This is a genomic window from Neorhodopirellula pilleata (genome assembly GCF_007859915.1).
Taxonomy (GTDB): Bacteria; Planctomycetota; Planctomycetia; order Pirellulales; family Pirellulaceae; genus Rhodopirellula; species Rhodopirellula pilleata.
In genome coordinates, this window is sequence record NZ_SJPM01000008.1 from 261,996 (window position 1) to 287,861 (window position 25,866).

General features: G+C 56.5%; 18 protein-coding genes. 11 read left to right on the forward strand and 7 right to left on the reverse strand.

The annotated features are described in order from the left end of the window. The first annotated feature begins 27 nt into the window (after positions 1 to 27). The gene (locus Pla100_RS18795) at positions 28 to 615 is read left to right on the forward strand and encodes a cytochrome c oxidase subunit 3 (protein WP_146579219.1); all 588 of its coding nucleotides are present in this window, start codon (positions 28 to 30) and stop codon (positions 613 to 615) included. On the opposite strand, the gene Pla100_RS18800 is transcribed toward Pla100_RS18795, so the two are convergent. Next, a complete protein-coding gene (locus Pla100_RS18800; RefSeq protein WP_231603219.1) occupies positions 612 to 1,337 on the reverse strand; it encodes a TSUP family transporter in 726 nt (241 codons plus the stop codon). The genes Pla100_RS18795 and Pla100_RS18800 overlap by 4 nt on opposite strands. 553 nt (positions 1,338 to 1,890) lie before the next feature. Here Pla100_RS18800 and Pla100_RS18805 point away from each other — a divergent pair. From Pla100_RS18805 to Pla100_RS18825, 5 genes are all read left to right on the forward strand, one after another. Further along, entirely contained in the window at positions 1,891 to 2,136 is a 246-nt protein-coding gene (locus tag Pla100_RS18805) for a hypothetical protein (protein WP_231603220.1), read from the forward strand. 6 nt (positions 2,137 to 2,142) lie between these two features. Then, positions 2,143 to 3,552 carry a tRNA (N6-isopentenyl adenosine(37)-C2)-methylthiotransferase MiaB gene (miaB, locus tag Pla100_RS18810; RefSeq protein WP_146579221.1) on the forward strand — a complete coding sequence of 470 codons (1,410 nt, stop codon included), beginning with the start codon at positions 2,143 to 2,145 and terminating at the stop codon, positions 3,550 to 3,552. Between the two features lie 23 nt (positions 3,553 to 3,575). After that, on the forward strand, positions 3,576 to 4,952 hold the full coding sequence (locus Pla100_RS18815; RefSeq protein WP_231603221.1) for a M16 family metallopeptidase: 1,377 nt from the start codon (positions 3,576 to 3,578) through the stop codon (positions 4,950 to 4,952). After that, complete coding sequence (locus Pla100_RS18820; protein ID WP_146579222.1) at positions 4,945 to 6,195, forward strand: M16 family metallopeptidase; 1,251 nt, start codon at positions 4,945 to 4,947, stop codon at positions 6,193 to 6,195. Before Pla100_RS18815 ends, Pla100_RS18820 begins: the two co-directional genes overlap by 8 nt. A 384-nt stretch (positions 6,196 to 6,579) precedes the next feature. After that, positions 6,580 to 8,487: a hypothetical protein gene (locus Pla100_RS18825; protein WP_146579223.1), complete on the forward strand. Its 1,908-nt coding sequence runs from the start codon at positions 6,580 to 6,582 to the stop codon at positions 8,485 to 8,487. Between the two features lie 9 nt (positions 8,488 to 8,496). On the opposite strand, the gene Pla100_RS18830 is transcribed toward Pla100_RS18825, so the two are convergent. The 3 genes from Pla100_RS18830 to trpD form a co-directional block, all read right to left on the reverse strand. Next, a complete protein-coding gene (locus tag Pla100_RS18830; RefSeq protein WP_231603222.1) occupies positions 8,497 to 9,360 on the reverse strand; it encodes a hypothetical protein in 864 nt (287 codons plus the stop codon). Continuing rightward, positions 9,351 to 10,295, reverse strand: a complete 945-nt coding sequence (locus Pla100_RS18835; RefSeq protein ID WP_146579224.1) for a hypothetical protein — start codon at positions 10,293 to 10,295, stop codon at positions 9,351 to 9,353. Before Pla100_RS18835 ends, Pla100_RS18830 begins: the two co-directional genes overlap by 10 nt. A gap of 261 nt (positions 10,296 to 10,556) precedes the next feature. Beyond that, the gene (trpD, locus tag Pla100_RS18840) at positions 10,557 to 11,576 is read right to left on the reverse strand and encodes an anthranilate phosphoribosyltransferase (RefSeq protein WP_231603223.1); all 1,020 of its coding nucleotides are present in this window, start codon (positions 11,574 to 11,576) and stop codon (positions 10,557 to 10,559) included. Between the two features lie 301 nt (positions 11,577 to 11,877). On the opposite strand from trpD, the gene Pla100_RS18845 reads away from it, so the two are divergent. Next, on the forward strand, positions 11,878 to 12,822 hold the full coding sequence (locus Pla100_RS18845) for a nucleoside hydrolase (RefSeq protein ID WP_146579225.1): 945 nt from the start codon (positions 11,878 to 11,880) through the stop codon (positions 12,820 to 12,822). A 6-nt stretch (positions 12,823 to 12,828) separates the two neighbouring features. On the opposite strand, the gene Pla100_RS18850 is transcribed toward Pla100_RS18845, so the two are convergent. Together Pla100_RS18850 and Pla100_RS18855 are read right to left on the reverse strand one after the other, a co-directional pair. Then, positions 12,829 to 14,193, reverse strand: coding sequence for an MFS transporter (locus Pla100_RS18850; RefSeq protein WP_146579226.1), 1,365 nt, complete (start codon positions 14,191 to 14,193; stop codon positions 12,829 to 12,831). Next, on the reverse strand, positions 14,190 to 16,508 hold the full coding sequence (locus Pla100_RS18855; RefSeq protein ID WP_315853484.1) for an outer membrane protein assembly factor BamB family protein: 2,319 nt from the start codon (positions 16,506 to 16,508) through the stop codon (positions 14,190 to 14,192). The genes Pla100_RS18850 and Pla100_RS18855 overlap by 4 nt, the downstream gene beginning before the upstream one ends. Positions 16,509 to 16,901: 393 nt before the next feature. Here Pla100_RS18855 and Pla100_RS18860 point away from each other — a divergent pair, with 393 nt between their 5' ends. Further along, on the forward strand, positions 16,902 to 18,038 hold the full coding sequence (locus tag Pla100_RS18860) for an FtsX-like permease family protein (RefSeq protein ID WP_231603224.1): 1,137 nt from the start codon (positions 16,902 to 16,904) through the stop codon (positions 18,036 to 18,038). A 307-nt stretch (positions 18,039 to 18,345) separates the two neighbouring features. Then, positions 18,346 to 19,584, forward strand: coding sequence for a cation:proton antiporter (locus tag Pla100_RS18865; RefSeq protein ID WP_146579227.1), 1,239 nt, complete (start codon positions 18,346 to 18,348; stop codon positions 19,582 to 19,584). 294 nt (positions 19,585 to 19,878) lie between these two features. Here the strand turns inward: Pla100_RS18865 and Pla100_RS18870 are convergent, their stop codons facing one another. Further along, the gene (locus tag Pla100_RS18870; RefSeq protein WP_146579228.1) at positions 19,879 to 21,921 is read right to left on the reverse strand and encodes a LamG-like jellyroll fold domain-containing protein; all 2,043 of its coding nucleotides are present in this window, start codon (positions 21,919 to 21,921) and stop codon (positions 19,879 to 19,881) included. A gap of 165 nt (positions 21,922 to 22,086) precedes the next feature. Between Pla100_RS18870 and Pla100_RS18875 the strand changes: the two genes are divergently transcribed. Then, a complete protein-coding gene (locus Pla100_RS18875; RefSeq protein WP_231603225.1) occupies positions 22,087 to 24,474 on the forward strand; it encodes a DUF1592 domain-containing protein in 2,388 nt (795 codons plus the stop codon). Beyond that, positions 24,471 to 25,865, forward strand: coding sequence for a DUF1552 domain-containing protein (locus tag Pla100_RS18880; protein ID WP_231603226.1), 1,395 nt, complete (start codon positions 24,471 to 24,473; stop codon positions 25,863 to 25,865). The genes Pla100_RS18875 and Pla100_RS18880 overlap by 4 nt, the downstream gene beginning before the upstream one ends. The last annotated feature ends 1 nt before the right edge of the window (position 25,866 follow it).

Here is a 25,866-nt window from a genome sequence, read left to right on the forward strand (position 1 = left end):
TCAATCTTTCTCGAAACCGTCTTTAGAATGCCTCGCTCTGCTGCACTGCTGCCTTCGGATCGACGTTACCGCCAAGGCGGTTGGTTGTTCCTGGGCACGTTGCTGATTTTTTTCATCAGTAGTTTGTTGCTGTACGCGATTTACGCGTTCACCCGTCAAAACGACGTGCAATCGAGCGTCCCGTTGCCGATCAGTTTCTTGACCAGCACGGCGTGTTTGGTCGGGATCAGTTTTTTGGTACACGCCGCCACGCGGGCGATTCGGCGCAGCAAATTAGCGATGACGGCGGGGTTATTGGCCGCAAGCGCGATCGCGGCAGTGATCTTCATGGCCGTCCAGTACACCTCCATGCGAGATCTGCTGACGGGGCCGGCGATGCAGGGCGGGACGGGGAAGGGTGTCGCGGGAATGGTGGTCGTTTTGGCTTTCTTGCACGCATTGCATGTCGCAGGCGGGGTGATCGCGTTAGGGATCGTTTCGGTCCGAACGGCTCTGGGCAAGTACGACCGCGAACGACATTGGCCCGTTGATTTTGCGGCACATTATTGGCACTTCCTCGATGGAGTTTGGTTGTGCATGTTGGCCACCTTTGCGATCACCACGGGTGGCTTCTAGCTGATCCAAGGTGCCGCCAAACCGGCCGCTCCGGTCAATAGCAATAACCCGTAGGTCACATAACGTAGACCTCGTGTCCCGATCGCGGTGCCCAATTTGAGGCCGAGATACGTCATCAGCAACAACCAGGGGATCGCGACCAGCGTGGCGATCGAAACCGGCACGATTCGGCCTCCGAAAAACCACAACAGGACGCCCAGCGCCGGGATGATGCTGATCAAGTACATCGAGAACAAGAACACACGACTTTGCCGCGTGTCCCAGTCATGGGCTTGCACCCACAACACCATGGGCGGTCCGCCGATACCGACGAGGCCTTGGAAATAACCGGACAATGGAAACGCCAACCATCCCCAACCGGGGTGGAGATGTTTGCGGGGTTTGGGATTAACGCCCAACATGACCGACGTCGCGACCAAGACCATCAGTCCGACCATTTGCCGCAAATGAACGATCGAAAACGATTCCAGATATGACAACGAAGCGACCCCGATCGGCAAAAACGTCAGGCGAGTCAAACCCGGCCAAAGCAACCGGCGGGGCTCGGACGCGTCGCGGAACGACCAAACCCCCCAGAGGTTTTGCGGGATCGTGGCAATGATCAATGACGCTTGAGCTTCGGGAATCGAAAACCCGGCCCACAGCATGGACGGGATGACCAACAACCCCGCCGCGAATCCGGCCGCCGATTGCACAAAAATCCCGATGGATAAAAGGGCCACCAACCAAACGAACGGCAGAGAAAAGATTTCAGTCAAACGAGCGGTCAGGCGGGTGGAAGGACGCGAAATACGGGGCGGGATTCCGTTATCATAGCTTCCCCGGTGTTGTTCAAGGCGTGCAGTCGATTTGCCTTGCAGGCTTTTGATCGAGTCCGCATCACAACCCGATGCGTCAGTTTTGAGGTTGCGTTTTTGCCTGTGGCGTTGGTTTTTCGTAACCCGCTGCGTAAGCGAGGGATGAGTCAATATCAACTATTCCTCGCTTACGCAGCGGGTTTCGAAAAAAGCGCAACTTCAAAAAGCGTTAGCGAGGGACACTTAAAAGAGAATTAATGGCGTTCGATCGCTCGCTGACGCTTCGGGTTACGATTAAATCAACACGCCGGTAAGCGAGGGATGAGTCACTATCAATGATCCCTCGCTTACGCGTCGGGTTACGATTAAACCAATAACCCGCTTGCGGCAAATGAAAACGGGAACTTTCCGAGGAGTCTTCCAGAGATGGGGGCCGGGCGGTTATCCTGATGCGATGGACGGATTCAATTGCATATTCATGACCGGCCTATCCGCTTGCGGTCTCTGGGATTCGATCGTGCTGGGTGGGCCGCCCTTTTTAGCCCAATCCAGGCTCACAGCGGTCAACTGGTTGTGGGTTCTCGGAGGGATCGTGGCCGTTTGGATCCTCATCAGCGCGATGGCCCGACGCCAAACTCGATTGACCGGCGTATTGCGGGCCCACGTCGAGCGTCACAAGGAAGCCCACAAGCCGCCTGAAATCGAAGAAAAACCGAACGAATAATTCTTTATGACCAAAACCGTTTACATCAAAACCGTCGGCTGTCAGATGAACGTGCTCGACAGCGAAATGGTCATCGCGGACCTGAAACGGCACGGGTACGAAGTCGTCGATTCGCCCAATGATGCGGACTTGCTGCTCTACAACACGTGCAGCATCCGTGAACAAGCCGAAGAAAAAACGTACAGCGCGTTGGGCAAACTCCGCGAAACCAAAGCTCGCCATCCGGACAAGAAAATTGGGGTGCTCGGCTGCATGGCTCAAAAAGACCAAGAAATCATTTTCCGGCGGGCACCGTTCGTGGACATGATCGTCGGTCCCGGACAATTGCACGCCCTGCCGGAATTGATCACCAAGGTCGACGCCGGAGAGGGCCGACAAATGGCCGTTTCGCTTGGTCGCAAAGACGGCAAACAATCGCTCGTCGCCCGTTCGCACGAAACGTTCGACCCGCTCCGTGATCCGACGATGCGTCCGACGCCGTTTCAGGCTTACCTGCGGATTCAGATCGGCTGCGATAAGTTCTGTACCTACTGCGTCGTGCCCAACACCCGCGGCCCCGAACAAGGACGGGCTCCGTCGGAGATCGTCGCCGAAGCCCGCACGCTCGCCGAGCAGGGCGCCCTTGAGATCACCTTACTCGGACAAACCGTCAACAGTTATCGCCATCGTGGTGAAGACGGCGAAACCGACCTGGCCGCTCTGTTGGAACAATTGCACGAAATCGACGGCATCCGCCGCCTGAAGTTTGTGACCAGTTATCCCAAAGACATGTCCCGGAGACTGCTTGAAACCGTTCGTGACTTGCCCAAATGTTCGCCATACCTACACGTTCCCGCCCAAAGCGGCAGCGATGCGGTGTTGCGACGGATGAAACGGGGCTACACCATCGCAGAATATATGGAAATGTTCGAGCGGATCGAAGAGATCCTGCCCAACGCCGCCGTCAGCAGTGACTTCATCGTCGGTTTCTGCGGCGAAACCGATGCCGATTTTCAACAGTCCGTCGATTTGGTCCGACGATGTCGGTTTAAGAACAGCTTTATCTTTCAATACAGTGTTCGTGCCGGGACGAAAGCGGCCGAGCGTCTCGAAGACGACGTGCCTCGTGAAGTCAAAGCCCAGCGGAACAACGAACTGCTCGCCGTCCAAGACGAGGTCGCATACGATGACAACCAAAAGCTCATCGGTAGCACCGTCGAAGTGCTCGTCGAAGGCCCCAGCAAAAAGGCCAGCAAAGCCGACCCTGATGCCGCCGCCGTCCAAATGACGGGACGAACGCATTGTGATCGAATCGTGGTGTTCGACGGAAATCGTCGGCAAGCCGGTCAGTTCCTTGACATTCACGTCGACGACGCAAGCAGTCACACTTTGATCGGCCGCGTCCGCCAAGTCGAGCTGGTTTCGATCGGAGTCTGAATGACAACTCAACCCGCCGAAAAGTGTCGAACTCAAAACCTCACCATCGAAGCATCCCACTTGACGGAGTCCTGATCCTGTCCACGCTTGCCAACCCTGATATTCGTACCCGCACGCTGGCCAACGGGATGACGGTCGTTTGTCAACCGATGCCTTGGCTGCGCACGGCTTCGTACACTTTGTGGTTACCCGGCGGCATCTCGGCGGAAATCCATGGCATCGAAAACGAATCTGAATGTCTCGCTCGATGTGGACTTTCATCGTTGACCGTCGAGATGGTCCAACGCGGCGCTGGGCCGTACAACAGTCGTCAATTCGTGGCCGCCGAAGACAACCTGGGCATCGATTCGGGCGGATCGAGTTCGACCAGCGTCACGTCGTTCTCCGCCGCGATGCCCGCCGAATCGCTCGTGCCGGGAATCGGTTTGCTGGCCGACTTGGTCCGACGGCCGCACTTGCCGATCGACCAGTTCGAAGACGCCAAACTGATGATGCATCAAGAGTTGATGGCTTACCTGGACGAACCAACCCAGCGGTTGATGCGACGGTTACGAGAACGGCAATACGGGGTTCGATTGGGACGAGGTGGCATCGCCAGCGAAGAGAGTTTGGAAACGCTCACGATGGAAGACGTCCGCGAGTTCTATGAAAATCATTACCATGCCGGTCAAAGCATCCTCGCCATCGCTGGAAACTTCGACGACGATTCTCTCGACGAAGCGATCGACGAAGCATTCGGCGATTGGAAAACCGGTCAGTGGCCGGGGCTCGCGGCGGCAGAGCCGATCGACGGATACGAACACATCGAGTTACCCAGCAGCCAAACGCACATCGGTTTTTCGTTCGATAACATTCCCTATGGGCATCCCGATTACTTTGTCATGCGAGCGGGCATCGGAATCCTCAGTGACGGGATGAGCAGCCGGTTGTTCGATCGAGTTCGCGAACAGCACGGATTGTGCTACAGCGTTTGGGCAAGCACGCACTCTTTGCCACCGATCAAGAACAGCCCCGATCCCGAATCGCAAAAGCGTGGCGTCGGAGCTGTGTTCGGATACGCGGGCACGACCCCGGCGCGAGCCCAACAGACACTCGATTTGACGTTGCACGAAGTCCGCCACTTGGTCGACGATTTGGAACCCTCCGAACTGGAGCGATGGAAAGTGCGGATCCAAAGCAGCTTGATCATGGAGCAAGAATCCTCCGGCTCTCGGGCTGGTTCGCTCGCGTCAGATTTATTTCAATTGGGCCGCGTCGTGCCTACCGAAGAACTCGAACAAACGATCGAATCGATCACCTTGGAACAAATTCGACATTACTTTCAATCTCACACGCCCGATACGATTCGCGTCACCACGATCGGGCCCGAACCCCTTTCCAAGACATCTGCCGATGAGTGAGTTTCGACACGTTACGTTGCCCAACGGATTGCAAGTCGTTGCCGACATCGACACACGAGGCTATTCGGCAGCGATCGGTTATTTTGTCCGCGCCGGTGCGAAAGACGAAACCGATCCGCAGTCCGGATTGAGCCATTTCCTCGAACACATGATGTTCAAAGGAACCGCCACGCGATCGGCCGCCGACGTTAACCGCGAACTCGATGAACTCGGCGGCAACAGCAACGCCTACACGAGCGAAGAACAAACGGTCTACTACGCCTCGGTCCTTCCCAAGTATCAACGTCGGATGGTCGATTTGTTGACGGACATGTTGCGTCCGTCGCTGCGAGCGGATGATTTCGAAACCGAAAAACAGGTCATCCTCGAAGAGATCGCCAAGTACGAAGACCAACCTCCCTTCGGCGCGTTCGAACGCGTAATGGAATGTTGTTACGGCCCGCGGGGTTTAGGACGCCGGGTGCTCGGCACGACCCATTCGATCGAGAACATGCGGGTCGAAACGATGCGGGATTACTTTCACACCCGCTATCGATGCGAAAACATCGTTTTGGCGGCGTCGGGCAACGTCGATTTTGACGATCTTGTCGCGCAAGCGACCGATGCGAACGCAACATGGAACGACGTGCCTGTTCCCCCAGCGACGCCGGCGGATGACTTGGACCGATTGCCCGAAGGCATTCAAACGAATCCTCGGATCGATATTCCGGACGCCTCGCAAGCTTACCGTGTCACGTTGTCCGACGGGCCATCGATGGCCAGTCCGGATCGGTACGCGATGCGATTGCTCACGTCGATCCTTGGCGACGATGGCGGCAGCCGCCTGTTTTGGGATTTGGTGGATACCGGTCGTGCGGAGATTGCCACGCTTTGGGGCCAAGAGTTTGCCGAAACGGGCGGGCTGTTCACTTATTTGGTATGCGGCCCCGATCAAATGGAATCGAACACGCGCCTGATGAACGAGGCAATCGAGATCGTAGCCCGTGAAGGTGTCGACGAAGACGAACTGAAACAAGTCATCAACAAGACGGTAGCGGGAGTCATTATGTCTTCCGAACGTCCGTCTCAGCGTCTTTTCAGTATGGGCAGTCGATGGTTGTGTTGCCGCGAACATCTCGCACTGGACGAGTTGCTCGACGCCTATCGTGCGGTGGACGTTGATGCGATCGGACGAGTCGCCAAGGCGCATCTACAATCCGAACCGACCGAAGTCATCGCCACCGCATCGCTTGCTCACACTTAAATACACCCCTAGTGCTTTCTCAAAGTTTAAAATTAAAGTTAGTGAGCCGACGGCGCTAGCCGCGGGTTTTGCTCGACACACGGCGCTAGCGGGCTGTTGATTTAGTGGTATCGCGACCTCTTTTCGTTTAACGGCAAGCCGTAGGCGTCAATTTGGGGGCATCGCTGACGCCTTCGGCTTGCCGTTAAACGACTAAATCAACAGACAGCTAGCCGCGGGTTTTGCTCGACGCCCGACGCTAGCGCGTTCGGCTCACCCCAAAATTGAATGTTGACGAAGCACCAGTGGATCTTGTTAAAGATCCCAACCGCCGGATCTTTAACAAGATCCACTACACCGTCGGCGACGAATTTTGATCGCTCTCTTCCTTCATTGGCCACCCGCATGGACGTTCCACCTCTGCTTCGTCTCGACGATCGCACGACGGTATTGCCGATCATCCACGGCAGTGGCCAGTTTGCATGGTTGACCCGCCGGTTTTTGCTCGAGCATCCATTCGATTGCGTGGCGGTGCCGTTGCCGGAATCATTTCGCGAGCCGGTTGAACAGGGCGTCTTGGAACTTCCGCGACCTTCGATCGTGATTCAGCGACCGCTACCCTCGTTCGAGTCGATCTTCGAACATGACGGGGAAATCGACGACGAGGAAGAATCACCCGACGAGATCCCGGCCAGTTACGTGCCGATCGATCCTTGTCAGGGCGTCATCATGGCGCTCCGCGCGGCCATGGGGGAACACATTCCTCGAGCGTTCATCGATCTGGAAACGAATCATTTCCAACCGTTCAGTACCGTCATGCCCGACCCGTATGCGGTGCGGCACGTGAAGGTGGAAAAGTTTGCCGCAGCGGTCTTGCCGAGCATTCCTCGACCGAGTGACGAGCACACCCGCGAACGCATCGCGTACATGGCCGCCCGTCTCGCTGAACTGAATCAGCGGCATGAACAAACGTTGCTCGTGACGAGTGTCATGGAGTGGCCGTGGATACGCGAAGCCTACCGATTGCTCCGCGAAGGCCGAGGACGTGAACTCGATACGTTTGAACATGACAATGTGGATGTGGCGCGACTTCATTCGGTCGATCCTCGGACATTGTTGTTCCTGTTCGGTGAGATTCCGTTCATCACATCGCTTTACGAACGCGCCCGCGCCGATCTGGAAGACGACGAGAATTTACAGATCGACGGTGTGAAAGAGTTGTTGATCGCGGGCAAAGAAAAATACGTCGCCGAATTCGGCAACCGGGCACGCAACGTGACCCCGTTGTTGCTTTCCAAATGTCTGAAGTACATCCGCAATCTGTCGTTGATGAACCGCCGGATGACACCCGACATGGTCACAATCGTGACCGCGTGTCAGCAAATCTTAGGCGATCAATATGCCTTGCACATTGCCGAATCGGCCAATCGATACGAACACAGCCAACCCGAGCAGGGAACGCCTGTAACACTGGGCATTGATCAAGCTCGATTGCCTGATGGTGAGATCGTTTCATTGGTCAATCGATTGCCCGGTCCGCCATTGACTTGGCAAACGATCTCGTTGCAACGTCGCCCCACGACCGATGAAAAGCATCGATGGGAGTACAGTTGGAACCCGTATTCGCAGTGCAGTTATCCGCCTGAGGACGAACGGATCGAAATGCTCCGAAACCGCGTCTGCGAACGGGCTCAAGCGATCATGGGCCAGGACCTCGCACGGACGGAGAAGTTCACCACGAGTGTCAAAGACGGCATCGATATTCGAGATACGTTGCGACATTGGTACGAAAAGGAAATCTACGTCAAGGTGATTCCGCCAAGTCGCGGGCAACTCGACGCGTGCATCATGCTGTTCGATTCTCCCGCCGACCCGCGTGATTATCCCTGGCGCACGACCTGGTTTGCCGAACACGAATGGGAGTCCACACTCGCGTTTTTCGCAAGTGACTTCACGAGAGAGATGGTCGGCCCCGGTATCGGGTTGGGCTCGTACGGCGGAGCGATGTTCTTGTACCCGCCCGTGCCGATCAAGGATATCTGGCTGGATCGCCGATTAGATTTTACGGAAACGCTCGAGGAACGACTGATCGCGGCCGCGTGCATGCACTCACGGGGCAAACAAATTGCAATGATGAGTCCGCTGCCGCCCGGCCGAGGTTGGCGACGATTGGCACGCAAGTATAAGAAACAATTGGTTCACGTTTCGATGTCGTCGTTCAGCGACCAAGAGGTCAAGCAATTGCGAATGGTCCATGTGCTCAACGGCAGCGAAGTGCGAAGTTACGCGGCTGACTTCATCCGCAAAGCGTAACCATCGAACTCATTGATAGAACCGTTGATACTCTTCCAGGTGCTCGTCAACATGTCGCGAAAGCATCCGACCATTGAGGCGCCCCGCGATCACGGTCGCGTAATAGATCGGACTGGCGTGTTCGGGCACCAAACCGCCGAGCGTAGAACCGACATAGGTGCCAAAGGCCGGATATAGGATTCGGTTGGCTTCGATCAACCCGTCCCGATCGGCCCGGCGATAAAGATAATCCATCACATCGCGAGACGCGATCGATTCGGCCCATACGGGAAACACCGCGTATCCGATCGAGTACCATCCGATTTGAGTCCGTTGCGAAAAGTCCTTCGCGTGTGCCAGTTCATGCAACGCGATCGCGGGCACATCGCTGTAAAGATGAACCGTTTGTGTAAACGGGTTGTAATGATCACCTCCGATCAACCGACCCGGCAATAACGCTTCCCCTCCGACCGAGAGCAAACCGAACGTGTACCGGCACGGCCAACTCACGGTCTTGTTGTTGCGTAAACGATGAAGATCAGCGATCGGTGCGTATTGATTCATCCGAACTTTGACATGGCCTAGTCGGTTCGCTTGCATGTACTCCACGGCGGCCTCCACGGTCGGTTCGGTGAACCGATGGCGCGAGATTCGTCGATCCCACAACAAGAGTTTGTCGGGAACGCCCCATATCCAGCCCGCCGTGTCCAACCACGGGATCGGACGACCAAACTCGATCGGCGTGTCGTTCATCGCCGCCAATTCGGGTGCAACATGAATCGGCCCATGTTGGATCGGCATCGGCGTCAACACATGACAACCGCTCAAACCAACCAAACAAGCGGCGATCAAAGTAATCCTGATCGGAGTCGTCACGCGGGCAATCAAAAACATTGCCGGACTCCCAGGGAAAGCCCCACGTAACTGGCGTCGTCAAGGCTGCCTTCACCGCCAAGACCTCGACGAGATGAGGCCATCTCCGAAAGCGTCAGCCCGTAGAATCCAACTTGAAAGTGCGTATGCGAAAAGATGCGAACGCTCGCCCGCGCGGTTAATTCGGTGAGCATCGAGTGCGTCCACTCGTCCGATTCATAGGCGTTGACAAACGGGACGGCGAAGACGTCCCCCGCTTGATGAGCAGCGTTCAATCCAAACCCTCCGGCGAGAGCCGCCGCGATCGACCAGCGGCCGTATTCCCAATTCAACGCAAGTTTTCCTTGCGCGTAGCCGGCATGATTGCGGGCTTCGACGAGGTCATCCTGGACAGCAAATCCGGGTACGGCAGCGAGATAGTATTCGTCGCCAACGAATGTGTATCGACCACCGACCAACATTCGGGTGCGGACACCGAACACGGTCGACTCCAAGCCACCGTTGGCTTCGATCGTCGTTAATTGTGACTCAACGATCCAGTCCTCGAAGCCAACTAAGTAACGATTCTCGTCCTGCCCCCAAACAACCCCTGCTTCCCAAACTCCAGCTTGCGTTTGCCCTCGTGCATGGCCCAGCGACTTGGAGACGGCTAATCGCAATCCGCCCATGGAATCGGATTGCATGACGATCCGTTCGGCAACGGGTCCGGGGGCGAAAATGATCGTGTGCTTGTCATTTCGAATTAAGCCGAGGAACTCGGCGTCGAAGCTCCATGGCGGATCCTGAGGCGAGATGAAACCCGCATGGTGACTGACCGGCATCGGATAATCTGGTGACGGTTCGAGGCCCGCATCAATCATCGCGAATTCGTCAAATTGCGCGTGCGCAGCCGGAACGGCGATCAGCATCGCCAACCCGCCGAAACCGCATAACTGGAATAACCGGAATATGTTCACACCGAGATTATCGAACCTGCCGCGCCGGTCCCGTTAATCAGAATTCCGGAAAACACCGGGAAACACGTCTGGGCTCGCGACGTGTTGATTTGGTCGACATCGTAACCCGACGCGTGAGCGAGGGATCATTGATACTGACTCATCCCTCGCTTACGCAGCGGGTTACGATTAGATCAACAGCCCGCTTGCCTCGGCTGTCAAGACTTGAAGGTAGCGAAGGTCATGGCGACTTTCGCTACGATCTAAACAGTCGATGAAGGGTTAGGCCTTGGCCAGTTTGGCAAGCTTCTCTTTCGCAGCGCCTTCGTCGATGGCATCGGCGGCAAGCCGGCATCCGGCCTGCAGGTCGCTGACCCGATCGACCAGCCACAACGCGGCGGCGCATCCCGCGATCACGGTGTCACGTTGGGGCCCGAGTTTTCCCGAAAACACATCGCGGATAATTTCAGCGCTTGCCGCTGGATTACTCGCCGCCAATGATTCGCGATGGGCAGGCAGCAGACCAAACGTTGACGCCGTCCACTCGTGAGTTTTCTGGCCATCGGAGGTGACTTCGAGACAACGCGTCACGCCGTCCAACGACACCTCATCCTGGCCGTCTTCGGCGTGCAAGACGAAGCTTCGCCGAGTCTGCAATTGCGTCAATGCTGCCGCGATCTTGGTCTGCGTGATCGGCGATGCCGTGCCGAGCAACTGATGCGTCGCGCCGGCCGGATTGCACAAGGGGCCCAATAGATTGAAAAGCGTCGGCACGCCGAGCGACCGCCGAACCGAGACAACATGCCGCATTGCCGGATGCAGTTTCGCGGCAAAACAAAAACAGATCCCGTGTACGTCGAGCGAACGGGCCACGGCGTCGGGCTCGGATTCGATCGGCACGCCCAAGCATTCCAACACGTCGGCCGATCCGGATAAGCTTGTGGCTTTGCGATTGCCGTGTTTGGCGACCGCGACCCCGCAGGCCGACGCCAAAATGGCGACTGCGGTTGAAATATTGAAAGTCCCCGAGCCGCTGCCGCCGGTGCCGCACGTATCCAATAGGATCTCGTGGTGGTGTTCGATCCGCGTCATGTGCGCTCGCATCGCCGTGGCCGCGCCGACTAATTCACTGACCGCTTCGCCTTTCGCACGCAGTTCCAACAGCAATTCCCCGACCTTCGCCTCGGGTGCGTCACCACGAAGCATCGTGTCGATCAACGCCCCGGTTTGCGGGGCCGTCAGATCCGTGCCGGCTTGAACGGTCGCAATGGCTTCATCGAATGTCAGCATGAATGTTGGCAACAAGGGTATCAAGAAAACGCGGCCGAGGACGAAACGACAGCCTACTCGAAAATGGGTCGGCACAGGCGACGTGTTGATTTAGTCGGATTCAACAATGCGACGATTAGCCGATGGGCGTTAGCCCCGGTTAACGGTCGCGGGAACCGCCGCTAACGCGGTACGGCTAATTAAATCAACAGCCGCTAGCATCGAGGTCATATCATGTTGACCCGTCCGAGATCAATAACGCCCGATCAACGCTAATCGGTGCCGTTCGGGGGAACCCTTTCACCCGATCGGGAGAGTTCCTAAACTAGCTCTTATGACAAAAAAAATAATTCTGGATTGTGATCCCGGGATCGATGACGCGGTCGCGATCACGATGGCCCTTTTCGACCCGCGTTTGGATGTGGTCGCCATCACCGCGACCGCCGGCACGGTCGATGCCGCACAGGCCAATATCAACACGGCAGGTATCCTCGCCAAATTGGATCCGGCTCGCTATCCGCGGATCGGGACGGCGGTACCGCCCACCGACGCCCCGGTGCTCGACGACAGCCACCTCAATGGACTCGACGGATTGGGCGGATGCCATTTTCCTGCAGCCACGAAACAAAACGACCACCCCAGTGACAAGGTGATGGCGGATCTGATCCGGCAATATCCGGGCGAGATCACGCTGGTTTGTCTAGGACCGCTATCGAACTTGGCACGGCTGGCGCGTCGCGATCCGGGTGTCTTGGCAATGATCGACAAAGTCGTCATCAGCGGCGGATGCGTTTCGCATTCAGGCAACGCGACGGTGACCGCCGAAATGAATTTCTTCTTCGATCCGTCCGCCGCAAAAGAAGTGTTCGCGTCGCCAACGACTAAGAGTCTGATGCCATTGGACGTTACCGATTCGATCACGTTCGGATTGGACCTGATCGAAAAGCTACCGTCGGCGTCTTCACGAGCCGGTGAGTTGCTGCATCAATGGTTGCCCTACAAATTCCGAGTCGGCCACCAGAAACTCGGTCGCGAAGTCATGCCGATGCAAGACGCCGTGACGTTGATCTCGGTCGTCGAGCCTGAGCTTTTCCAATGGGAAGAAATGGCCGGCGATGTGGAAGTCAGTGGAACCTTGACGCGTGGCATGACGGTGTTCGATCGCCGGTTGCGTCCGGAATGGCCGATGAACATGGAAGTCGCCCGGCGAGCCAGTGTCACGGATGTTCGTGACGCGATCATCCGGGGCCTTCGCTACGCGGGACAACAAAGCGGCTGAAAACGATCAACCGGACTCATCGGTCGCGGGATGTTCGGGCAGCCAAAACGACAAAACCGCGCCGACCAAGTACACGAACAACGCCACCCAAGCCGCCGCGATCGCGGTACTGCCCGACGGCAACATCGTGGTCAACCAAGCCGTGACGGCGGCGAACGAAGTCCCCAACATCCGCCCGCCGATGTTCGCGGCAAAACTCTCGCCGGTCCCTCGCAAATGCAAGGGGAACGCTCGCGGCAAATAGTTGCCCCAAAAGCTGAACTGGGCCACCGTGAAGAAGCCCGCCAGGAAGATGCCCCACTTGAGCAACTCGAGGTTGTCGCGAGCCGGAAAGAAAAACACGAGTGGCACGATCACCAATCCAGGCCATTGGAAGACTCGCAGCAACCGCCGCCGACTGACAACCACGATCGCCAGCGAAGCCAGCGCGAAGCGACCGAGCAAACCGCCGATCTCTTGATAACCGTTCACCGTCGCGGCAACTTCTTGCTGAATCATTTTCTGTTTCGGGACCGGTAAGTCCTTGGTCAGTTCGCGGACTTGGGGAAGCCCAGGCACTATCGACGGGGTTTGTTGCAACGCACCGAATGCGGCTCCGTAACTGCATGCGAACATCAACGTCGTCACGATCGTGGTTCGTCGCAGGTCGGGCGCAAACAAAGCCGCGATGCTGGGCCGCTGCAAAGTCCCCGCCGCTTTCTTGGCCGCCCACTTGGGAGATTCGGGTAAGAAAGGTCGGATCAGGATCAATGGTATCGCGGGAATCACACCGGAGACCACGGTGTATCGCCATGCCTCGTGGCCGCCCGCGATCTCCGGCAATGACATCGCGTAGCGAATCGCCAACACATTGGCACCGGTCACCAACAAACCGCCGATCGACGAAAACGCTTGTGTGTAACCCAGTGCCGCTTCGCGTTGTTTCGGGTTGTCGAACAACTCGGCGATCCAAGCCACCGCTGCGACAAACTCCACGCACACGCCGATGAACACGAGGCAACGCAGAAACAACAGCATCGGCAGTGACGTCACGAAACCGCTCGCCAACGCCGCGAAGGCGTACAACAGAATACTGAGCGTGAGAACCCGGCGGCGTCCCCAAAGGTCCGTCAAATAACCACCGGCCAAACCGAATATCCCGCCAACGAAAGCGGGGACGAAGAACATCACTCCGCGCCAAAATTCGAACTCAGGCGTTCCCGGGGCGATGCCTCCGAGTTCCTGAAGTGCCGGTCGCAAGATCAACGGCAACATCAATAGTTCGTAAATATCAAAAGCAAACCCGATCGCCGCGATCGTGCAAACGACCCAAATCAATCCTTTGGACGTTTGAGCCGATGCCGGGGAAGCATCGTTTGTAAGTTGATTCATTCGTTCGGCACCACGCTAACATTGTCGATCATGATTTCTGCGTTCGTCGCATTGCCGAACAATCCAGGACTGCCTTGTGAGTTAGGGGAATCATCCGTGGCGGTCAAGGTCCATTGTGACGGTTCGCCTTCGTCGCGTGGCCAAACCTTGCCCTTCAAGATCGCTTGGTTATTTTCTAGCGACGCGGTAAATTTTAGCCGATACCAGCGTCCCGCCTGCCAAGCATAAGGAACGCTTCGAGCCATCCGAAGCTGGGCCGTCCACGTGCGGATCTGCAACTGTTGAGCTTCGCCCATCAAGTCCAACGTGTAGCGCTGATTGATGAGGCCCATGTCCGGCAGTTTTTCACCGGTATCCTGAGCTTGGACATCGACGGTGATGGTGTAGCCGCTCAGATCGGGTGAACCCATCCACGTTTGACTGCGAGTACCCTTGGGGATCGTCGTGATCTTAACGATCGCCGGATCGCCGTTGACGGATCGGGCTTCATGCCGATAGCGGGCACCAATCCAAGTCACCGGAACGACTTGATTTGAAAAATCGAATTTCCATGGCAACGGTGCTACCACTCGATAACGCGAACTTCCGATGACATCGCCCAAACGCACCGTCAGACTGACCGATTCGGCGATCTCGTCGGTGCGAACTTGCAGCTCATTCGAATCCGATACGGTCGCCGATCCGGTAACTTCCCAAACCAACGGCTTGTTCTCAATCGACACGCGTTGACCGAGCGAATTGAAGCCACGAACTTCCAACGCAATGGACTGGTCATTCGATAGGATCGCTTCGGCGGGGATGATTTGAAGCGAGGCGATCACGGTGTCTTCGGCCGATGGTGTTTCGAGGTCACCGAATTGAGATGCTTTAGAAATCGGTCTTGCAACCGATTCACCCGATCGATCTTCGGAATCGCTCAAACAAAACAGACCACTGGTCGTGGGCAAGTAAAGACATCCGTCGGCTACGATCGGGCTTCCGCCAACATCGTGCCCCTTGGGCAATCGAGTTTTGAAAACGGTTTCAACACCATCGGCCACCGGACGTAGCACGTAGAACAACCCGGTGCTGGTGGCGGCGTAAATCTTACCGTCGGCGTACACCAAACTGCCACGCATCGCGGTACCAAGCTTCAGCGGTTCGCCGATTTCAACTCCGGTTCGCGCATCAAGCACGTGCAAGCGGGAGGAATCCTCAACCACATAGAGTCGATCACCAAGCGATTCATCTTTGATCAAGAGCGGCGAACTTTTCCCGACGATCAATTCTTCGGTCCGCCAAACCTCGGCCGATTGGGAACCACTGTTCGCCGCCGAAATATCCACGCAAACCACCGCACCCATCGCGGTGCCTTCGGGGTTTTCTTCGCCATGACCGATGAAAGCAAACCCGTTGGAATCGATTACCGCAGTGGTGTTGATCCCGCGACGCGAGATCGCGACGTTCCAAAGACGTTCGCCGGTCCGGGGATGAAACCCATTGACCCGGCCGTCTCCGGAGCCAGCGATCATGATCGCTCGGCCATCAACCACGCCGAACACCGGAGTGCTGTACGTGGTGTCTTCGGGCAACGGATTGGTACTCGACGTCCAAACCAAAACACCGGATCGTTTGTCGAACGCAAAAAAGCGGTGAGCGGGGCGTGCCGTGAGGTCCCATCCGGTGGTCACGCCACTGATGATCACAAGGTCTTCAAAGATGACAGGAGTGTTCGTGCGGCCACCGTAGGTGCTCAGCATTCCAAACTCTTCACTCATCGAGTGTGCCCAGCGAGGCTGCCCGGTGGTCGCATCAAGACATTGCAACAAACTGCACGCACTGAGTGAATACACGCTATCGGTTTCCACGTCGCCGGTCACGTTGGACCAGCCCACTCTCTCGGCGGGCACGTCGGACAAGAACACGTTCGTCGTGTGTTGCCAGAGGACCTCGCCCGAGGCGGCGTCCAAGCAGATAACTTGTTCGCCTTCGGTCGGCGTGCTTGGCTGATGACGGACGATCGTGTACAGCCGGCCATTCATCGCGATCGGCGTCGAGATTCCGGCGGCTGCTTCGCTCTTCCACCGCACGCCCGATTCTTCACCACCACGCGGATCAAACCGTTCGATTAGTATTGCATCACGTGAACCGGCATCGGTGACCGATGCGGCGACCCCGTTTTGATGAGGACCTCGCCAAAAGGTCCAGTCTTCCGCGTCGACGAGCGTATCGCCGGCGACGGTTAACGCGAAGATTGCTGATAGAAAACAACCCAAGGAAGCCGACGATCGGCACTCCTCCAACCACAGCCGAGGCTGTAACCAAATTGTGGGCACGTTGCGGTAACTTTACCGAAGAGAGATCGCGAAGCGAAAATATTTTCCGCCGCTCGCGAGACCGTGCGGAAACTGCGTCCTCTATAATGATCCGAGTGCCAGATTGGGAAGTGGGTGAAAACAAATTTTCGCAAAAATCACCGTTCGCTTCTTAAATCGTTGACGCAACCAGTCGCGAAAGACGCCCTACCGGTCACGGCTAACGCAAAAGTACAACTCCCCCCCGTAAACGTAAACTTAAACTTAAACTTAAACTTACGCTTAAACCTAAACCTAAACCCCTCCCACCCAATTCCACCCCCCATCACCCCTTCAACGTCACTCGATCGCCCCTCTCATCACGCTTGGTTTTGCGGTCGCACCCGCTTAGCTTGGAAGAACCTAACTCACACCTTGACGCGGACCATCGTTTCGATCGGCGGCATCGGGTTTGCGATTCTGTTGATGTTCATGCAGTTGGGTTTCTTGGGCAGCGTGGGTGACACCGCGACGGTGGTATTGAACCGCATGCCGTGTCAGATCGTGGTTCGTTCGCCCGATTACCTTCATATTTACGACACCTCGTCGTTGCCAGGCAACTTGCCGCAACTGCTTGAAAGCGTTTCAGAGGTGCGGGACGCTTTGCCCTTGGACATCGGCGTAACGCAGTGGCAAAATCCGATCGACCATTCGTTTCGAGCGATCGCGATGATGGGCATCGACTTGGAACAACCCGCGTTCGAGTTACCTGAACTGACGCCAAGGATGATCTCGACGTTACGACCAGTCGGCTCGGTCCTGATCGACGATGCGAGCGCCATCGATTTTGGTCCCGCCAACCGATCCCATTTCGGACGATTGGACGTCGGAACAACCACCGACGTCGCGGGAGAATCGGCTCGTTTGGCGGGCACGTTTGAGATGGGGACCGGGTTGGCGGCCAATGGAGCGTTGCTGGCATCGCGTCAGACGTTTGAAAAGTTAGCCCCAGGCCAACGTCCCGGTCGAGTGTCATTGATCCTGATTCGCCTTGATGATCCGGCACAAATCGCAAGCGGTCTGGCGGCCGTACGCAACCGATTGCAATCCCTCGGCGGCGAAGCTTCTTACGCCCAAGCGATGACCCTTGATGAAGCCAAAGCCGCCGAGAAGGATCGGTGGTATCGCCAAACGCCCATCGGACTCATCTTCATCGTTGGCGTCGGATTAGCGGTCGTCGTCGGAGGCGTGATTAGCTATATGGTGTTGGCGTCGGACGTCGCCGCTCACTTGCCGGAATACGCGACGTTGCGAGCGATGGGCTACAGCGACGGTTACCTTGTCAAGACGCTGTTATCGCAATCAACGCTGCTCGCGTTGGTGGCTTTTCCGCCATCGGTAGTGGCGGCGATGGGACTTTACTATGTCACCTCGATCGTCTCGTCGATCCCGATTCGGATGACAAGCACTTGGATCGTCGTCGTGTTTTCACTGTCCCTTGGCATGTGCAACATCGCCGGAGTGATCGCACTGCGCAAATTGCTCAAGGCCGAGCCTGCCAATTTGTTTTAGAGCCTATCGCCTCCAAAGGATTCGCCCCCCCCTTTTTCGGATAGGCTCTTAACGTGCTAACGAGCGGCGCGGTATTTGCGTCAAGACTTGGAGACCAATTCTACCTATCCAGGCAGGTAAGTCCTTTCAGCTCGACGGCCTGCGGCTTTCGATTGAGAACCTTTCGCCGCACCGTAACCGGGTTTAGTTCCGTGAAAACCGGGGCTAACGCTCGTTGGTGAAACGAGTGGTCGATCGGCGTGCGTTCGGCGTGCCGCCTATTTCTGTCAAACGAGTGATATCGAATGCTTCCAAGCGAACGACTTTTATGATTCCGCTCGTCGCTGTTTGGTCGCTAATTATCGGAAGCGTGTTTCTGTTGGCGGCATTGGGTAAAGGCGTGTTTCGCCGATTGCCGATCTCGCTACCTGCCGTTTATTTGTTGATCGGCGTGGGAATCAGCGATGCCGGGCTGGGACTGATGTCGCTCGATTTGGTCAACGACGCCAAATTGATCGAAACGCTCACCGAGATAGGCGTGCTCGTCAGTCTATTGACTGTGGGACTGAGGTTAGTTCCCTCATGGTCTCGGTTTCGCTGTTCGGCAATTCCGTTGGCATCCGTCGCCATGGTAATGACAATCGCCGGCGTCGCCGCGGTCGGTTACTTTCTCGTCGGGTTACCGATCGGAGCGGCGGTACTACTGGGTGCCGTTCTCGCGCCGACGGATCCGGTGCTCGCGTCGGAAGTCCAGATCAATCATGATCAAGACACCGATCAATTGCGATATTCGCTAACCGGCGAGGCGGGGCTCAATGACGGCACAGCGTTCCCGTTCGTCATGCTCGGACTCGGATTGGTCGGCATACACGACCTCGGCGAGTTTGGTTGGCGGTGGGTAGCGGTCGATCTTGTCTGGGCGGTCGTCGCGGGGTGTGGATTCGGTGCGTTTGTGGGGTATCTGATTAGCCACGTAAGCAGTTGGCTGAAGAGCCATCGAATCGATCCGATTGCCGACGAAGAACTTCTCACGCTCGCGATGATCGGCTTGGCTTATGGCGGTGCGATTGCGATTCACGCTTACGGTTTTCTGTCCGTGTTTGCCGCAGGTGTCGCGATGCGAGTTTTCGCTGAATCCGACGACGATGAACAACACGAACACGCTGAGACGCTAATGAGGACCGTCGCGAGCGTCAATCAACGTTTCGGAGAGATTCTTGAAGTTGCGCTAGTGGTGCTGATCGGCGTGTTGTTGCCGACATACTGGACGCTGACCCAAGACTGGTGGTTCGCCCTGCTTCTTTTCGCCGTTTTGCGTCCGATCGCATCCTACGCAGCACTTTGGTTCTCCGACATCGGAAAGTACCAAAAACGATACATCGCATTCTTCGGCATTCGCGGGATCGGTTCCCTCTATTACCTCAGCTACTCGATCGATCACGGCCTGGACGAATCGCTCGCTCATCGGCTCGGCGGCGTTGTCTTGACCACAATCGCATTGTCGTTGTTGATTCACAGCAACATCGCGTCGCTATTGCTATCTCGGTACCAAAGACAGCAACATTGAGCATTCAACTACGAGCCTATCCGAAAAGGGGTCTGACCCTTTGGAGGCGATTCGACATTCGTTGCTTTCTTGGAATCGCCGGAGAGGGTTAGACACCTTTTCGGATAGGCTCTAAAAAAAAGCCGCCGAATGTTGCCATCCGGCGGCGATCGTCTCGTCTCACGAAAGATTCGGATAACGCGACGTCAACTAACCTCGGTCTCCGGATTGATTCCGTGATTGGAAGCGTTTGGTGTCTTCAAGACCCATGAAGAAAACGCGAAAAGAAAGAAGATGCCGATCGGCGATCGGCGGCTAGCGTTCGACCAAGCGACTCGTTAATCCGAACACACCGAGGGCTGCGCTGCTGCTGTGGTCGAGCACGAACGGTCCGATCGTGCGGTCCAAATGAAACAGTAGCACGGTTTGCTCGTCCGGTGCATGACGTTGTTCCGGAGAAAAATCCTCGTCATAGCGGGCGACTTTGGACAGACGCACCTCGTCGAGCAGGCAAGCCATCCCACGCGTCGGATTGCCGCGAGGATCCGGGTCGGCACCGAGGTACAAGGGAAGATCGTTGCGTTTCTGCTTCGCCGCCGCTTCGGTAGGCTTGAATGACTTGCTTTCAATGCTCTGCTGCTCGACCCTTGTGCCGTCAACGAACAGACTGACCGTTCGGCCATCGAATACACCTGCCAGATGCGTCCATTGATCCGCCTTCATCGGGGCTTTTCCATTGGCGATCACATAACCACCATTGAGGTGAATTGAAAACTGAGGAACGCCCTCATCGCTGAAAAGGGAGAATTCGGACGATTCGGTCTTCGCGACGATCGCTCGGAACCCGTTGATGTCTTTGGGAGAAACCCAGGCTTCCAGGGTCATCGGCCCGTCGGGAAGTTCAAAGGACTTGGAATCGACCCGAACCGCCGATGATTCCCGATCGACTAGCAGACAGCGGTTGGTGACCCCTTCGAAGTAGTTGGCCGGGACTTGACCAGGCATCAGTTCCAACTGAGTGACAACTTCGGGTAAGCGAACGCGGGCCGACGACGTCAACGCTTCGATTTGCATGGTCATCGCCGGAACTTCTCGGATTTCGCCGGCGGTCGCATCCCGACCAACTTGGTAAGTCACCGTCTCCGTTTTACCGGGAGCAATATTAGAATGGCGATGGTCCAAGGTGGTTAACCAGCGATCACGAACCGATTTAGGTTCGTCCATCAATGTGACAGCGATTTCGTGGTCGGTAGGATTGGCGATTGTCAAAGTAACCTCGCCCTGGCAGGTTCCGTCTGCATTGACGATCAATGGCCCCGAAGTTTGGCGCGGCCGAATCGTTCTCGCCTGATCGACTTCCGCCAAAAACTCAGCCGTGAATTGTTTCGGATCGATGACCGAGCCGATTGGTAAGGCTGAAACCGAGATGCGATCTTTGCGCACGGTCACCATGTTCAGATGATGCAGGTAGCCCGCGTCAGGAATATCCGCCGACAACGCCCCTCCGGTCGTCGCCAGCGTGTAATACTCGATCCCGTTCTTCGGGCCGTCGTATCGCATGTGATGCACGTGTCCGGCAAAGACTGCCGAGACATTCCCGGCCGCGACCAATTTCTTTTCGACGACCGGCCAATTGCTACCCGTGTATCCACCACCGATCCAGCGCGGATGATGTAAGAAGACGAAAACGTGGTCGACGTCTTTCAGATCTTCCAAGGCTTTGTCCAAGAACTCCAGTTGCTCGGCACTCATGTTTTGGAGAGCGCCGACGTTGAATGCTTTCAAATTCGTTCTCGCGTCCCCTTCGTCGGAGTACAAGGCGATGAACCCCGCGTTCTTGTGCCGAAAGCTATACCACAGCGGACCAAAATGCTTTTCGTAGTTGGCCTCGTGGTGTCCCTGCGGTGCGGGCCCTTCGCCTCGCCAATAGACGTCGTGGTTGCCAGCGACCGGATACCACTTCATTTTGAGTCGATCGGCGATCGCTTTGTATTCTCGCATCTGCCGCATCCATTCGGGCGACTCGTTGTAACCCTGGATCAGATCACCGACCGTCATGACCAAATCCGGGTCGAGCAAGTTCGTGTCCTTAACGGCTTGTTCAAGGACCTTCAGTCCCTCAGGCACGCCGCCGGTTCGGTCCCCATAGACCACGAAATGGAAAACGTCGTCGCCCGTCTTGGGTGGTGGCAACACGACCGAAGAGTCGCGGGTCGTCATGAATGAAGAGTTGACAGCACCTTGGGGATGATCGCCGTGCTGATGATCCGGATCATTGGCGTCGTCGTGCGCGAGCGAACGATGGACTGGCGTACAGACGCAAAGCGTCAGCAGAAGGGGCAGCAGTAGGGAACGCATGAAGAATCAGCCGAGAGTGAAAACAGGGTGGGAACATGAATGGGATCAATGGCGGGTTTCAGAATATACCAGATACTTGGCGCTGTCTGGTTGCGACCTCAGTCGTTAGAATGAACGCACTCGTTCGGGTCTCCTCGGACCGCTCCCCCCAACAATCCGCCACTGATGCGTTTATCTTTCAATCAAGTGATCGTTGCTCGATGGAAATCGCTTTGCATGACGATCGCTGTCATCTGTCAAATCGGGCTCGGCGGCCACGCATGGGTGGCCGCCGCCGAGGAACTCGATTCGTTCTTGAATACTCATTGTTCGGATTGTCATTCCGGTCCGGATGCGAGTGCTGGTTTTGACATCGATCACGTTTCCTCGGACCAAGGGTCATTCCCGGTCGAGGCTTGGGAGTTGATGCACCGGCGTCTTCTTTCGCGACAAATGCCACCGCCTGACGCCGAACGACCAAGCGAGCAGGAATACGTCGGCGCGATCGAGAGGCTCGAACGACGACTCGACCAACATGCCACCGCGTTTCCGACGGTCGGAACCGTTCCGACTTTGCGTCGGCTGACTCGCACCGAATACCAGAATGCGATACGTGATCTTCTGGCCGTCAAGATCGACGCGTCGACTTGGTTACCCGCCGACGAATCGTCCGGTGGATTTGACAACATCACGGTCGGCGAACTGTCCCCGACGCTGATCAGTCGGTACGTGACCGCGGCTCAGGTGATCGCTCGCACGGCGTTGGGGCGTCGCTCGATCGCCCCCGAAGGCATCACCGTCCGCGTGCCGGCCGACCGGACACAGGAAAGTCACCAGTCCGGATTGCCACTCGGAACACGGGGCGGAACTTCGTTCGAACACACCTTCGGTGTCTCGGGGGAGTACGAAATCGAATTGAAATTGACTCGCGATCGAGACGAGAAGGTGGAAGGACTCAACGAAGAACATCAACTCGATGTGCTGATCGATCGCGTTCTACGGCATCGATTCACCGTCAAACCACCACCGAAACGAAACGATTACACGCATTCCGATTCCCATCTTCGCACGCGACTATGGATCGACGCAGGAACACGAGAAGTCGTCGTCACGTTTCCGCAAAAGTTTCAGTCGTTGATTGAGTCGGGGCGTCAACCGTTCGACGCTCGCTTCAACCGACATCGTCATCCACGGATCACGCCTGCGTTGTTCCAAGTCTCCCTGGTCGGTCCGTTGTCGTCGGCCACCGAAGATGCCGTCGAGACCGAAAGTCGAAAAATTGTTTTGGGAGACAATGTTGTTCCTGAACCACCGGCTTCACCGGAACAAGCAAGGATGGTGGCGGAACAAATTGTCGAGCGGTTGTCGCGGCGAGCCTTTCGTCGGGCGGTCGATCGATCCGACATCGAGTCGGCGATGTTTTTCTTTGACCAGGGTTATCGAGAGAATGGATTTGATGCGGGGATTGAGTCCGCGTTGAGTTCGATCTTGGTGAATCCGAATTTCCTATTTCGAATCGAGTCCACTCCGACCGATGCGATACCGGGAAAACCGTATCGGATCGATGACTTCGAACTAGCATCACGCTTGTCGTTTTTCTTGTGGAGTAGTCTGCCCGACGATCGGTTGTTGGACCTCGCCCAAGCCGAACGGCTCAACAAACCCGAGAGTCTTCGCAATGAAGTCGCTCGCATGCTCGCCGATCAGCGGTCCGAAGCCTTGGCGACCAACTTCGCGTCGCAGTGGCTGTATCTTCGAAATCTCGACTCGATGACGCCCGACTTGCGCTTGTTTCCGGATTTTGACGACAACTTGCGTCAGGCGATGCGGATGGAAACGGAGATGCTGTTTTCAGACATAATGCGGGGCAATCGCAGCGTGTTGGATCTGATCAACGCGGATTACACTTTCTTGAATGAGCGATTGGCGACGCATTATGGCATTCCCGGCATTCTGGGCAGCGATTTCCGCAAGGTCGAACTGCCGGTCGAATCGATTCGTGGCGGTATCTTGCGTCACGGAAGTATCTTGACGGTGACGTCGTACGCGACTCGAACCTCTCCGACGATTCGCGGCCACTGGGTACTCAAAAACATTCTCGGAACGCCGACGCCCCCGCCGCCCGCGAATGTCCCCGCCCTCAAAGAAAAATCTACCGTCGTGGCGACTAGCGTCCGCGAGCGTTTGGCCAGACACCGTGAAGATCCGGCCTGTGCCAGTTGCCACGACTTGATGGATCCGATCGGATTCGCACTTGAAAACTTCGACGCCGTCGGGCGTTATCGGGTACACGATGATACCCTCGCGATCGACTCCTCGGGGGTCATGCCCGATGGTGCCGAAATCGATGGCGTCGACGCGCTCGAAGACGCTATACTTGAACGTCCCGAGTTGTTCATCACGAATCTGACCGAAAAGTTCGTCACTTACGGCATCGGCCGAATCGTCGGGCCGACTGATGGGACCCATGTTAGGAAAATCGTTCAGTCGGTACGAGAAGACGACGATCGGTTCGAAACTTTGATTCAAGCGATCGTCGCGAGCGATCTGTTTACCCACAGGAACGCGTTATGAGTCCATCAAAACCGTCAAGGTCATTGCGTCACGTTGATGCCACAGCCACGTTGCGTCGGCGAGCGATTTCCCGCCGCACGATTCTGCGAGGGGTTGGGACTGCGGTCGCTCTTCCGTTGCTCGACGCGATGATCCCTGCAATGACGGCGACCGCCGCCACCCCCGCCGCGTCGGATCGGCTCAAGCGAATTGGTTACATCTACATGCCGATGGGGTTCAACCCGGCGGCCTGGATTCCTGACGGCGAAACGCTCGATCAGCTATCGCCATCGCTTGCCTCTCTTGAGTCGGTCAAAGACCAAGTTACGGTGTTGACCGGAATGGATTTGCAAAACGCGTATCCCGGTTCTCACGCGACATCCAACGCCGCCTTCTTGAGTGCCGCGCGAGCCAAACGGACCGAGAGCACAGACTACTACCTCGGCACGACCGTCGATCAGATCGCGGCCAAGCATATTGGCGATCAATGCCAATTGCCTTCTCTCGAGTTATCGATGGACTTATTGTCAACGGTCGGGCAGTGTGACAACGGTTACGCTTGCGTTTATCAGAACAATTTGTCGTGGTCATCGCCGACAACCCCGTTGCCCAGCGAAGCCCATCCTCGGATCGTGTTTGAAACTTTGTTCGGCGAAGGCGGCACTCCGGAGCAGCGGATCGAATCGCTCAAGAAACGCGCTAGCCTCTTGGATTCGATCACATCGGAGATCAAACGCTTGAAACAACGAGTCGGCGGACAGGATCGCAACAAGATCGACGATTATTTGGAAAGCATCCGAGAGGTCGAACGACGTATCGTGAATGCCGAGGCGAATGCCCAAGACAATCCCTTGCCGGATTTGGATCGCCCCGTCGGCGTGCCACCCGCGTATGCCGATCATGCTCGGCTGATGTTCGACTTGCAATTGTTGGCCTTTCAAGGCGACATCACGCGGGTCGTGTCGTTCCAACTCGCGCGAGAAGCGAGCACGCGGACTTACCCCGAGATTGGCGTTCCCGATCCGCATCATCCGGTCACTCACCACGGAAACAATCCTGAAAAGCTTGCGAAGATCGCCAAGATCAATCAGTTCCACGTTTCGTTGTTCGCGGAGTTTTTAGAGAAGATGAAAGCGACTCCGGAAGCAGGCGGCACGTTGTTGGACCATTCGACTTATCTTTACGGCAGCGGCATGGGCGACTCGGATGCCCACGATCACACCAACCTGCCGATCTTGGTCGCCGGCGGGGCGGGTTGCGGGATGAAGGGCAATCGCCACATTCGATACGACACACCGACGCCGTTGTCGAACCTCCATCTTACCTTGCTCAATCAAGTGGGCGTTCCGCTGGAAACGTTCGCCGATAGCAACGGCAAAGTGGACGACTTGTTCGAGCCGGTAACGCTGTAAC

What these genes read in the sequence shown, in the direction of transcription:
- Pla100_RS18795 (WP_146579219.1), top strand. Translation starts at nt 28, where the DNA reads ATGCCTCGCTCTGCTGCACTGCTGCCTTCGGATCGACGTTACCGCCAA.
- Pla100_RS18805 (WP_231603220.1), top strand. Translation starts at nt 1,891, where the DNA reads ATGACCGGCCTATCCGCTTGCGGTCTCTGGGATTCGATCGTGCTGGGT.
- miaB (WP_146579221.1), top strand. Translation starts at nt 2,143, where the DNA reads ATGACCAAAACCGTTTACATCAAAACCGTCGGCTGTCAGATGAACGTG.
- Pla100_RS18820 (WP_146579222.1), top strand. Translation starts at nt 4,945, where the DNA reads ATGAGTGAGTTTCGACACGTTACGTTGCCCAACGGATTGCAAGTCGTT.
- Pla100_RS18825 (WP_146579223.1), top strand. Translation starts at nt 6,580, where the DNA reads ATGGACGTTCCACCTCTGCTTCGTCTCGACGATCGCACGACGGTATTG.
- Pla100_RS18830 (WP_231603222.1), bottom strand. Translation starts at nt 9,360, where the DNA reads ATGTTTTTGATTGCCCGCGTGACGACTCCGATCAGGATTACTTTGATC.
- Pla100_RS18845 (WP_146579225.1), top strand. Translation starts at nt 11,878, where the DNA reads ATGACAAAAAAAATAATTCTGGATTGTGATCCCGGGATCGATGACGCG.
- Pla100_RS18850 (WP_146579226.1), bottom strand. Translation starts at nt 14,193, where the DNA reads ATGAATCAACTTACAAACGATGCTTCCCCGGCATCGGCTCAAACGTCC.
- Pla100_RS18865 (WP_146579227.1), top strand. Translation starts at nt 18,346, where the DNA reads ATGATTCCGCTCGTCGCTGTTTGGTCGCTAATTATCGGAAGCGTGTTT.
- Pla100_RS18870 (WP_146579228.1), bottom strand. Translation starts at nt 21,921, where the DNA reads ATGCGTTCCCTACTGCTGCCCCTTCTGCTGACGCTTTGCGTCTGTACG.
- Pla100_RS18875 (WP_231603225.1), top strand. Translation starts at nt 22,087, where the DNA reads ATGCGTTTATCTTTCAATCAAGTGATCGTTGCTCGATGGAAATCGCTT.
- Pla100_RS18880 (WP_231603226.1), top strand. Translation starts at nt 24,471, where the DNA reads ATGAGTCCATCAAAACCGTCAAGGTCATTGCGTCACGTTGATGCCACA.